The 11,544-nt window shown below is 31.2% G+C and carries 12 protein-coding genes; all 12 read left to right on the top strand.

Features of this window, described 5'->3' with window-relative positions; translation table 11 throughout:
• The coding region (locus ACNKXS_RS13795; RefSeq protein WP_417921363.1) for a hypothetical protein at window positions 1-415 on the top strand (415 nt) is incomplete at its 5' end.
• A 9-nt stretch (window positions 416-424) separates the two neighbouring features.
• A complete protein-coding gene (locus ACNKXS_RS13800; protein WP_417921364.1) occupies window positions 425-757 on the top strand; it encodes a DUF1493 family protein in 333 nt (110 codons plus the stop codon).
• A gap of 781 nt (window positions 758-1,538) precedes the next feature.
• Window positions 1,539-1,814: a hypothetical protein gene (locus tag ACNKXS_RS13805; RefSeq protein ID WP_417921365.1), complete on the top strand. Its 276-nt coding sequence runs from the start codon at window positions 1,539-1,541 to the stop codon at window positions 1,812-1,814.
• 835 nt (window positions 1,815-2,649) lie between these two features.
• A complete protein-coding gene (locus ACNKXS_RS13810; protein ID WP_417921366.1) occupies window positions 2,650-3,615 on the top strand; it encodes a hypothetical protein in 966 nt (321 codons plus the stop codon).
• A 14-nt stretch (window positions 3,616-3,629) separates the two neighbouring features.
• Window positions 3,630-5,420, top strand: coding sequence for a LamG domain-containing protein (locus ACNKXS_RS13815; RefSeq protein ID WP_417921367.1), 1,791 nt, complete (start codon window positions 3,630-3,632; stop codon window positions 5,418-5,420).
• A 96-nt stretch (window positions 5,421-5,516) separates the two neighbouring features.
• Window positions 5,517-6,182: a hypothetical protein gene (locus ACNKXS_RS13820; protein WP_417921368.1), complete on the top strand. Its 666-nt coding sequence runs from the start codon at window positions 5,517-5,519 to the stop codon at window positions 6,180-6,182.
• A 1-nt stretch (window position 6,183) separates the two neighbouring features.
• A complete protein-coding gene (locus ACNKXS_RS13825) occupies window positions 6,184-7,107 on the top strand; it encodes a fibronectin type III domain-containing protein (RefSeq protein ID WP_417921369.1) in 924 nt (307 codons plus the stop codon).
• A 1-nt stretch (window position 7,108) separates the two neighbouring features.
• On the top strand, window positions 7,109-7,573 hold the full coding sequence (locus ACNKXS_RS13830) for a hypothetical protein (protein ID WP_417921370.1): 465 nt from the start codon (window positions 7,109-7,111) through the stop codon (window positions 7,571-7,573).
• A gap of 4 nt (window positions 7,574-7,577) precedes the next feature.
• Window positions 7,578-8,771, top strand: a complete 1,194-nt coding sequence (locus ACNKXS_RS13835) for a hypothetical protein (RefSeq protein WP_417921371.1) — start codon at window positions 7,578-7,580, stop codon at window positions 8,769-8,771.
• On the top strand, window positions 8,759-9,082 hold the full coding sequence (locus tag ACNKXS_RS13840) for a hypothetical protein (protein WP_417921372.1): 324 nt from the start codon (window positions 8,759-8,761) through the stop codon (window positions 9,080-9,082). The genes ACNKXS_RS13835 and ACNKXS_RS13840 overlap by 13 nt, the downstream gene beginning before the upstream one ends.
• On the top strand, window positions 9,069-9,548 hold the full coding sequence (locus ACNKXS_RS13845) for a hypothetical protein (RefSeq protein WP_417921373.1): 480 nt from the start codon (window positions 9,069-9,071) through the stop codon (window positions 9,546-9,548). The genes ACNKXS_RS13840 and ACNKXS_RS13845 overlap by 14 nt, the downstream gene beginning before the upstream one ends.
• Window positions 9,538-10,662 carry a type II secretion system F family protein gene (locus ACNKXS_RS13850; protein ID WP_417921374.1) on the top strand — a complete coding sequence of 375 codons (1,125 nt, stop codon included), beginning with the start codon at window positions 9,538-9,540 and terminating at the stop codon, window positions 10,660-10,662. Before ACNKXS_RS13845 ends, ACNKXS_RS13850 begins: the two co-directional genes overlap by 11 nt.
• Window positions 10,663-11,544 lie beyond the last annotated feature (882 nt).

The raw sequence follows: 11,544 nt of genomic DNA on the forward strand, positions 1-11,544 counted from the left end.
AACAATGATGAGTCCTGCAATAGATGCTAGTGGAATTGGTTATGCAGAAGAACAACAACAGAAGATAATTAATTATGTAGGAATTACCATAGAAAATGCTGGAGACTATCCTGCATATGCTTGGGGTTACGTTACAGGTTATGGATTGGAAAAAGCAGGAGAAATTTGGTTAACAAGAAAAGCAGCCCCAGTATTGAAAGAAAATTTTGGTCAAAGGACTGTTTTGGGCGCCAGTAAATATACAAATAGATTTTCATTGGACATTCACGGTAAATTAGGTAAAATGTCTACAAGACATTGGACTTTTCCAAATAGTATGACAATAGATAGAGGTGCATTTTTAAATCGAAATTTTTTGACCCCTTTAGGTTATGGAACAGGTTTTGGTCAGTTGCAATATTTTCAAAATCAATAAAGTTTTAAAATGACCGACACGGAAATATTAGAACATATAAAAAAACTAATGGAGGAGGTTTTTGGGTATGATAAGAAAAAAATTTGTCCTCAAACTGATTTAACAAAATTAGGGTTACTTTCAGAGGATATAGATGTATTTTTTGTTAGATACAAAGAGATATTTAATGTGGATATGTCCGAATATGATTATTATAATTATTTCTATGAAGATGTTCTACCTTTTAGTTATTTCAAAAAAGTATTGAAAAGGATGCTTACAAAGGATACGAAAAGTTTATTAGTATGTGATTTGATATACTTTGCAAAAAGTGAAAAATGGAAAAAAAGTAAAATTAACTAATCTATCCTGTAACCTATTGTTCTGCGTATAATTAAGCATCACATCGAGCATATACCACTCCTGTCTTTATAGTTAGAAGGTAGTTGATGCTATTAGAAATAAAAAGAATTCGAAAAAATAATTTTTATAAATAGCAGATTGTAAATTGGAGAATAAGAGTACTAATACAACGGATAGCTTTTTTTAATCTTATATGGAAGCTAGAAATACTTTCAGAATTTTTACAGAAGTACATTATAAGGATAGTTTAAAGTTGGCTTTATAGCAATAAAAAGTGCGGTTAGAAGTATTATTTTTCTTTCATATAACTACGATTTGCTTCAGATTGTTGAAGAGATAACTCTAGTGTAAACACTCTATCAGGTTTTAAATGAAATATTGATCCTGGGATATCAGCATTTTGTATTTTAAAAATTTTCCTAATTGTAGAATTACACTATCCATTTAGTCTTTGAACGTAAGTATATTTAGACAGCAATTTTATTTCATTAATCTTTTTTACAAACGTAGAAACCGTAAATTAACTACGGTTTTTCTTACTTGAATGCCATTGGTAATAAATAAATTTGACACATCAACCAGTTCATTTATATTTTCTAAGTTTTTCGCGTAACATGATCTGCGAATCTTCAAAAAAAATCTATAAGACCTCAAATCTTAGCCCGATAATATTGCCATTTTGATGGGAACTATTTTAAAACTATAACGAAACGCTAGATATTTTTTATCGTTCTAAATGGTTATAATAGTTTACTATTTATTTAAAGTTTATACCACCCCCATGAAGAGATTATTCGTATTCTTTATCCTAACATTTTTATCTTTAACAACAATCTCTGCTCAGGAATTTAAAGCCGGAATTAGCGGTGGATATCCCTTCGGAAGCATTGGTGAGAACTTTTCAGTATTTACCGGAATCGATGTTGCCTATACCTTTGAGATTACTAACAATATACAATTGGGTGCCACAACAGGTTATGGCCGATATTTTTATAACGCTAATACCAGTCCGGAAGATCAGGCAGATGCTCAACTTGCTGGCAATGACTTTGGATAACTGCCCGTAGGCGCTACAGCTAAATATTCGCTAGGAAGATACTATAATTGGTTTGGAGGGTTTGACGTAGGATATGCTATAGCTACTGGATCCGAATCAACAAAAGAACTATCTGGTTTGAGTTATGTTTTAAAGACAGGTTGGCAGAATGAATTATTAGAAATATTTGGGTATTACAGAGGTATTGGTAATTCTGAAACGAAAACTAAAACATCAGGTAGTTTTACCTCATCTACAACTTTTGCGAAATTAGGATCAGCAGGTGTAGGTGTATCATATAAATTTAAATATTAACTTTTAAACTAACAATTATGAAAAGAAAGTCAGTTTTTCTACTATTTAGTTTGGCGCTGTTTTTAAGTTCCTGTACTGTTGAATGCGAATGTGAAGTATTGGAGAATGGTGATATAGAATGTCCTTGTTAACTAGGTTGCAATACTATGGAGTATTAGATATTGTTCTAAATGCAAATTTTTTTTTGCCTGATTGATTTTATTGAAAAAGAAATTTAATAGCTTTCTTCAGCCCTTTGTTATAAGTGAAATCTCATTGGAATTATTTGGATAATTATCTCAATTTCTTGAAGAAAAGGATCAATGAAAAATAGTCAAATTTGAAAATGGCTGATTCAGGCTTTATGAAAAATTGTAAAAAATCTAAATGCTAAAATGTCTCTAAAGGACATTTAATATTCTTTTAATCGGTATTTCACATATACTAAAAGATCAAAATTTTTATTTCTATCGTTTAAATTTAAACCGTACAATTCGTACGGTTTAGATATATTGAAGAGTTTCATTATTTGATAAGTTTGGTTAGTATAAAATATCCTAACATGAATAGACCGACGTTATGTTCTTTAATAGCCTTATTAAGTTTTTCCATTTTAACTGCTCAGGAAACTCTTCAAAGCGTTACTGAAAATGGAAATACTACAAATAGACGTATAATTTTAGACTCAGGTGCTGTAGTATCAAATGATAATTTGTTTATAGATGGAACCTCTATCACAGGAAAAGCACCTTTAGAAATAATAGGGAACCCCGATTCTATAGCCATTAATATTCAGGACGGAGCAATTCGGTTTGAAAAATCCTTCGATGCTAATGTGGGAGGTCCTTCGTCAGTTCTCCTTGGGTATTCATCTTCTGGAAAGGCTTATTTAAAGAGAGACGGTGCCGGGGATGTAGGTTTAAGGATTGAAAGTCAATCAGACGGAGTAAATCCAGTGTCTAGTTCAGTTACATTAGGTACCGAAAACTCTGAGGATTATTTACAGCTTTTTAATGAAACAGACGGTATCAAAAAATCTTCGGGTATAAGAATTTCATCCGGCAATTCAGATTACAAAGATTTCAAGGTAGAATATGGAGATAATGAAAGTTCCTATCCTGTTATGACTCTCTCTCCTGATTCTTTGACAACCTTCCACGGTAGTGTTGCAGTCAACACGATTCCATCTACTGAATATAGGTTAGCTGTAGGAGGAACTATATTAGCGGAGTCTGCTACGGTTAAGCTAAAGGAGGAATGGCCAGATTATGTTTTTAAGGATTCTTACGATTTATTGTCTTTAAAAGATTTGGAAGTTTATATAAAAAAAAATGGAAAACTTCCTAATATCCCATCGGCTAAAGAAATTGAGAAAAATGGAATGAATGTAGGAGAGATCAATAGAAATTTAGTTGAGAAGGTAGAAGAGTTAACATTGTATATGATTCAATTGAGTGCGGATCTTAAGAAACTACAGCAACGAAATGAACACCTTTTGGAGAAATTAAAGAGTCAAGAAAAATTGTGATTTGTCACAAAAGTATGGGAATAAATCATAAGTATTTTGAAAAGATAGGGACTAGTCTAGTTTTAAGCCTTCTAGGTTTCTTAACAAACTCCTTTGCTCAATGTCCCACTGTACTTCACCCTGAACAAATAATCTACAGAGAGATTCAAGGAAATCAGGCTCAGGTAAAGGAATTGGATGCACTTGATCAAGGGGGTGGAGTAGCGTGGTATCTAAGTGATTCTTCAACAGAAGCCCTTTCGGAAACCGATATTTTATCAAATAATACAACATATTATGTAGGAAGTTTCGATGGTAGTTGTAATGGTAATCGATCCAGTGTTACGGTCCAGCTTATAGATGCTCCGGAGATCCCAATCACATCTGGCCTTTTGGCTTATTTTCCGTTGGATGGAAATGGAGATGATATTAGTGGAAATAATTATCAAGGAAAAATGAATGATGTCGTTTTGGTAGCCGATCGCTATGGAAATATGGGCAAAGCATTAAGATTTAGCACTAATCAATCTTACATTAGATACGGAGATATCCTTGATATGGGCGATGGAGATTTTACAATTAATAGTTGGATTAATCACAACAATCCAAGTGGTATTTACGCTCCTTCTGCAAAATCTTATGCTGGAAATGGAATATTTAGATATGGATATGGTATTGAAAATTCTCGAGTTAGAGGTTTTATAAATTGGGGAGGTAGTTATGAGGTTGATTTTACAGGTGATAGAATTTTAGAGGTTTCGACCTGGCATATGATCACCATTACTTATGACCGAGACGGCATGGCAAGTTTGTACATTGATGGTGAGCTGGAAAAGGCCGTAGACATGAGTGATTCAGATGGGGTTCATATGAATTCAAAATATGAATTTAGAATTGGGGAGTATGATTATAATGTCTTTAATTTTGTAGGTACTATTGATGATGTTAGTATTTATAATAAAGCACTTGCACCAACAGAGATTAATCAATTATTTTTAGAGCCCGTATCAAGTTTAACTTTTCAGAAAATAACAGGAACTGGAAAATATACTGTCAACCGCTTGAATTTATATGGTGGACTCAGTATCTACAATGATAATCTCTATGTGGAAGGTAATTCTTTGGGAAAATCATATCCAATATCAGTAGCCGCTACACAGAATATCACAGCCATTAGTATTTTGAATGGAGGTATTGCTCAAGGTGAAACCAAGAATAATTTTGAGGGGAATTATCGATATTATAATGATGGAGTTTTACAATATTATAATAAAGATCAAAATTCTAATTTATCAATTTTATCTTTAAACAATACCGGGAGGTCCTTGTTATCATTACAATTAAATAATGTTGAATTAAACCTTGGCCACCGAACCGCTAAGAATTCTTATAGTTTACGTGATACTCCAGGTATTGAAAAAAAAGATATAGATTTTCTATTTAAAGATAATGATTTTATCCCGATTACCTTTAATTCAGATACTACGACTATTTTTAAAGGGCAACTGCAGTTGGGAGACTTAAAAGCTTCCAGTTACGACCTTGTGGTAGGGGGAGCGATGATCTCTGAATCGATGGTCATGGAGGTGGAAGCTAATTGGCCGGATTATGTATTTTCAGATGAGTATATACTAGCCTCTTTAAACGATCTAAATGAGTATATATTCGAGCATGGTCATTTGCCTGGTCTGCCAACAGCTGAGAAGGTTGCAAAGCGAGGTATAGATATAGCTGAGACTGAACGTATAATTTTAGAAAAAATTGAGGAGCTTACTCTACATTTAATAAAAATCAATAATCAAATAGAAAGAATTAAACTGGATTAAATCATCAAGAATTACAACCTTATGAGAAAACTGAATTATATTCTAAAATTTTCCTTGTGTTTAATACTCATGATTGTGTTGTTTTCTTGTAAAACTATGAGTTTAGGTGAAAGGTCATTGAGTCCTAATCTTGTAGAGGATATTTCCCTTGGTTCGGTTGGATCGATGAATAAAAAAATTTTCAGTAAAGAATTTAATGAAGTCGGGACTCCATACTTAGTTAATGACATTAAGCTGAACATAAGTAAAGAGATACTTTCGGAAGGAGATTTCAATGTAGTATCAGCTAGAAAGGTCAAGCCAATTGATTCATTAATGAATACAGATTCAATTAATAAGGCTATTACTATAAAATTAAAACTAGCTGATGAAATTGGATACATTAATTCTATAAATAATAGTAAAGCTCTCAGGAAGTATCTAACAAATACAAATAATGGGGTGGTTGTTACAGAAATAAAAGTTTCTATCCCATCGTCCATCGCTTTGGAACTAATTAACGCAGAGGAAGTTTATTTGCAGAATGGTTCTATTAGTGCTTATACTTTGACAACCTATTCTAGCCAGACCGGCTACAATAGAGTAAGTTTTAAGGATGGAGTTATTTTAGGTTTTGAAGTCAGTAATTTCTGTTGGATTCGAAACGTTAGAGGAGATATAACAGCCATGGCGATAGTTAAAAAAGGTAAATCCTGTCCAGGAAGAACAAAAAGGAATTCTACTAATTTTGATTTAGAGAAAGATTTTAAAGATTTTTATTAGTATGAGAAGAACACTGCTATATTTATTGACCTTTTTAACACTATGTTCGTGCGAAGAGATTCTTTTAGAAATTGATATAAAAGATGAATTGCCTGAACTTTTGGCACCAACTAACGATAGTGAATTGAAAGCTTCGAATATTGACTTCGAATGGCAAGAAATTAATGGGGCTTCTTCCTATAGAATACAAATCGTCAAACCTAGTTTTGAAGAGGTTAATCAATTTTTAGTTAACGAAATTGTTGAAGAAACAAGTTTTACTAAAAACCTTTCTATTGGTGATTATGAATGGAGAATTACTGCCTTAAATAGTGGTTATACATCAAGGTCGACACAAGCTTTTTTTGAGGTACAAAGTAATGACGACTTTTCAAGTTTTGAAATCAACTTACTAGAACCTGATAATAACCTAAAGACGAATGTAGCACTTCAGAATTTGAGGTGGGAACCAATGGAAAGTGCGGAAGTTTATAGATTACAAATTTTCACTGAAAACGAGTTGATTCTTGAAACTACAACAGATTCTACTAGTTATGAATATTTATTTGATAATGGTAGATTCATTTGGCAAGTGAGGGGAGAGACTGAAATTGAGAATACATTTTATTCAAATCATACAATTATCATTGATACCACCGATCCTGAAGTAGCAAGGTTGATTTCTTCAAAGAATGACACTATTCTTACTAATAATACTATCAATTTTATGTGGGAAAGACTTCAATTAATTGAAACAGAAGCAGTAGATAGTATTTATATTTTTGAAGATCTAAATTTAGAAGTATTAGTTGAGAAAGATACAGGAACAGGCGCATACACTTCTATTTTGGACCGAAATAAGACATATTATTGGTTTGTAAGGTCCTTTGATGAAGCAGGTAATGAGTCCAGAAGTAGTGAGAATTTTTCCTTCACAATCAATTGATTTGAAAAACAAGAATTTATACGTCTTAATACCTGTAGTCCTGATTATTTGGGGTGTTTTAGGTTTTAAGTTTTTCAACTCTTTAAGCAAAGACATTAATTCAATTTCAACGAATTCATTGCAAGAAACTATTCAAAACCCAAAAATTCCCCGTAATTTGAGAATGTTAAAGTTACGCGATATAGATAAAGATCCATTTCTAGGCCTATCCTATCAAAAACCATCCAGAAATTATAATAATCATCACGTAAAAAAAATAAGTAGGATTGAATGGCCTCCGATTACTTATTTAGGATCTATTGAGGATGCAAGTGATAGCAATAGCATTCATATTATAAAAGTTGGTCGATCTCAATTTCTATTTGAGAATGGAGACATTCATCTAGAGGTTAAATTGATAAGAACTTTTAAAAATAAAGTGAGGTTATCATATAAAGGTGAATCTAAGGTTTTTATCAAATCCTAGCATTATGATAAAAAGAATAAAAGGTTCTGCTTTACATTTTGTAGTGCTTATTTCGGTATTAATTTTTATCATTCTGGGAACATTCCTACTGCTTACTTATACAAATAATCTACTTGAAAATAAGGCTTCAAATTTAATAGAGAATATCTACAATGCTGAGGAAAATATAGTTCGATATGGTGAAATGAAAAATTTTCCAAGTATAAGGAAAAATAATATTAAACAATCGTATTGGGGAAGTTTTGAGAAAGTAATAAGTAAATCTGGAGAAGGTGCGGATAGCTTTTCGCGTGCTGCACTTTTAGGGTCAGAAATTTCAAAAAATTTCCCAACTCTATATTTAGAAGATCATAATATGCCTTTAGTTCTAGCTGGTAATACCCTGATTGAGGGTAAAGTTTATGTGCCGGGCAAATATGTGAGACCTGGTTCGGTAGGTGGGGTGTATTTTCAAGGTCCTGAGTTAATAGCTGGTAAATTGCTAGAAAGTGAAGCTAAATTGCCAGATCTAGATTTTGGCTGGTTAAAATATATCGACTCAATTTACAACAAAAAATATGCAGTAAGCGCGGATATTATTGATGAAAATTTTCAAAATACATTTTTGGAAGAAAAAAAAATCTTTTCACATCAGGGAGGTGATGTTGAATTCGAATTAGAAGGGAATTTAGTTTTGTTTAGTAAAAACCCAATTAATATTAAAAAATCGGCAACAATCGATCAGATCTTAATTATCGCTCCAAAAATAAAAGTTGAGGCAGGTTTCAAGGGTAGTTTACATGCCATAACTGGTAACTTTGAAAGTGGAAAAGATACTTATTTTGAATATCCGTCCTCTGTCACCACTTTCAGGCAAAATGAAAATCAAAAAGATACTGATATCGTCCTCAATCAAGGAACTCACTTTGAAGGCAATATTATAAGCTTGAATTCAAAAACATTCCCCAAAAAACTGAATAATATTATTATTCACGATGGATCCACGGTGATAGGATTTATATATTGTCAAGGTACAGTAGAATTTTATGGGACATTAACTGGCAGTCTTTTCTCGAAAAATGTCATGACTGCTAAAAAGGGTTCTAAATATCTAAATCATCTTTACAATTGTACTATAACTAACCAAAGATTGTCCAAAACATTTGGAGGTCCGCTTCTTGCGGATTCGGATAAAACAATCACTGCATGGCTATACTAAGATTAAAAGCGAGTACTCTAATGGAGACTTTAATTGCATCAATAATCATATTTATCATATTTGTGATTGCTATAGAAATCATTAATAACGTTGCATTGAGAAATGACAAGCAAAGTCATTTTAAAATGAGGCAGGAAGTTAATGAGATAAGATATAAAGCCTCTACAAATAGACTAAAGTTACCATTCTATCAAAGATCAAAAGATTGGGATATTTTAGTATATCGTGAAGATGAATTTAAAATTTTAGAATTGAAAATTTTAGACACTGAAGATTTGATAAAATATAGTATTTCCAATGAGAATTTCTAAAAAGATTGCAGCATTTACGCTATCAGAACTTCTAGTAGTTTTAGTTATTAGTATTATCATTATTGGCACTGCGCTTTCGGCCATAAACATTATCAATAATAATATTGCTGAATATAGAATTTGGTATTCAACAATGTCGAAAAAGAGAGATTTAGAAAGTCGACTTTCCATTGATTTTCACAAATCCCAAAGTGTTTTATTTAATAGATCTGAGAATAAATTGATCTTTAAAATGTTTGAAGGTTCATTAAATTACGTAGAATATAAATTTTTAGAAAACAAAATTATAATGAAGTCCGATACCTTTCGGATTCCATATCAAACTTATAAAGTTTTTTTTAATGGCAATGAAATAAATGGACAGGAAGCTGATGCACTAAAAATTATTTTTTCGAACTCAGAGAAAGATTTTTTATTTGTTTCAAAATTTAATTCAGCTCAAAACATTTTGATGAATGAAATTTGAAACTATAAATGATGAAGTTAAGAGTAAGAATTCTAATGGCTCAAGTTCTATTTTAAAAAAGGAGATTAACCTTTTCGGAGTCAATTTCTCCGAGATAAAAAAAGAAAGATTTTATGAGGAGCTATCAATTCTTTTACTTTCGGGTGTGGATCTTAGGCGTGGTTTAGATATTATAAAAGAATCTGCTAGGAAAGAAAAAGACTCAGTAATCTATGGTGAAATAATTACTTTAATTACCGAAGGGCGAAATTTTGGAGAAGCCTTAGAAAGGACGAGTAAATTCTCCAAACATGAAATTAAGTCTATTGAAATAGGTGAAAGTACAGGTACTACGGCAAGTATTCTCAAAGACTTAGCTCTTTTCTATAAAAATAAGAATGAACAAAAAAGAGAAATTATTTCAGCGATATCTTATCCTATAATAGTTTTAATTACGGCGTTCGTAGTTATACTTTTCATGTTGAACTATGTCGTACCTATGTTTAAAGATATTTTCAATCAAAATAATTTAGAATTACCATTCTTAACCAAGTTGATCGTCTTATTGTCTAATATATTGAAAGATAATAGTTTTAATTTATTAATTACTTTGATAAGTTTTATTTCACTTTTCTATATTTTGAAGAAAAAGTTATGGTTTAAAAAGATTCTTGACCAAATGATATTATCCATGCCATTTGTAGGCGTATATATAAAAACAATAAAGCTGACTCGTTTGATGCAGACATTATCTTTACAAATAAAGGCTAAAATACCTTTATCCAATGCCTTGAATTTAGTTAGTGAGGTAGTAGATTTTTATCCTCTGACTGATCAACTCAAAGAAATAGAAAGCGATATTATAAAAGGAGAGTCTATCAGTCATAGTTTTGGTAAACATTCATTTTTTGATGCTAAGATTATTGCATTTTTAAAAGTTGCCGAGGAAACTAATAATACAGAATATGTATTTCAAAAACTTTATGAACAATATTCATCCAAATCCAATTATTATGCTAAGAATATGGCGAATTATTTAAACCCCCTATTAACTTTATTAGTGGGTTTTATAGTCGCTGTGATTTTAATTGCCATGTATCTACCGATGTTTAAGCTTAGTACTGTGATAAATTAGAGATTTTTAAATTTAAAGAAATACGGTAGTAAAGCTCTTTTAGGAAATCCCTCGGAAAAGAAAAATACAACGTTAAATAGATAAGTTGACCAAATAACATGCATATTCACTTTCTTACAAGAGAATTAACCACTATCACGGTCTCAAAATAACTTCCAGACGTTTTTCTTATTAGCAATATTTTCATAAGACTCTAATTTCTCATTACCCGATTTAATTTGTTTCAAATTTTTTCAATCCCTTTAAGTTCTTTCCATTTTAGCTTTCTTCTTTTTATATAATTTTAGTAAGTAATAGAAAAAATGCGCTATTTGAAGCAATTAAAAGTTTCCAGGTTTATTTTCTCTCTCATTTAATCGTTCAGTTGTTAGTAATCAAATAACAACTACTAAGATTTAAACTAAAAGATTTGCACTAGAAAACGTGTTATGTTTTATAAAAACATTAAAGTTTACATAGTCTTTATTCTTCATTGAAAAATTTGATTTTAAAATTATATGTATCCTTCATCAGAATATAAATTGAAACTAATGAAACATGTCTATTTAATAATTTAAGAATCAACATAGATTAGTAAGTCATTTAATTTTGAACAATCATTACTATTCTTTTTATAATAGTCAAATAAATGACTTTAACACTTTTGTTAGCCTAAACCGTAAAAGCTTTATGGTTCTAAATGAATTCTTCATTATGAACTCTACTACATTGTAATCAAGTTTCCGGAAAACTTAAGGTGGTCTCTGAAAAACCTTAATAGAGTAGGAATAAATTTTAAATTTTTATTATGAAAAAATTATCAGAAGTAGAGTTCAAAAAAATGGATTCCGAAGAACAAAGAAGAATTAATGGAGGAAATAAACTTACTACAGCCCCTATAGA

The organism is Christiangramia marina (genome assembly GCF_048285865.1).
In the GTDB taxonomy this organism is placed as follows: Bacteria; Bacteroidota; Bacteroidia; order Flavobacteriales; family Flavobacteriaceae; genus Christiangramia; species Christiangramia marina.

Excerpts from the sequence above, each read along its gene's own strand:
- ACNKXS_RS13800 (WP_417921364.1), top strand. The coding sequence starts at position 425 with ATGACCGACACGGAAATATTAGAACATATAAAAAAACTAATGGAGGAG.
- ACNKXS_RS13805 (WP_417921365.1), top strand. The coding sequence starts at position 1,539 with ATGAAGAGATTATTCGTATTCTTTATCCTAACATTTTTATCTTTAACA.
- ACNKXS_RS13810 (WP_417921366.1), top strand. The coding sequence starts at position 2,650 with ATGAATAGACCGACGTTATGTTCTTTAATAGCCTTATTAAGTTTTTCC.
- ACNKXS_RS13815 (WP_417921367.1), top strand. The coding sequence starts at position 3,630 with ATGGGAATAAATCATAAGTATTTTGAAAAGATAGGGACTAGTCTAGTT.
- ACNKXS_RS13820 (WP_417921368.1), top strand. The coding sequence starts at position 5,517 with ATGAGTTTAGGTGAAAGGTCATTGAGTCCTAATCTTGTAGAGGATATT.
- ACNKXS_RS13825 (WP_417921369.1), top strand. The coding sequence starts at position 6,184 with ATGAGAAGAACACTGCTATATTTATTGACCTTTTTAACACTATGTTCG.
- ACNKXS_RS13835 (WP_417921371.1), top strand. The coding sequence starts at position 7,578 with ATGATAAAAAGAATAAAAGGTTCTGCTTTACATTTTGTAGTGCTTATT.
- ACNKXS_RS13840 (WP_417921372.1), top strand. The coding sequence starts at position 8,759 with ATGGCTATACTAAGATTAAAAGCGAGTACTCTAATGGAGACTTTAATT.
- ACNKXS_RS13845 (WP_417921373.1), top strand. The coding sequence starts at position 9,069 with ATGAGAATTTCTAAAAAGATTGCAGCATTTACGCTATCAGAACTTCTA.
- ACNKXS_RS13850 (WP_417921374.1), top strand. The coding sequence starts at position 9,538 with ATGAAATTTGAAACTATAAATGATGAAGTTAAGAGTAAGAATTCTAAT.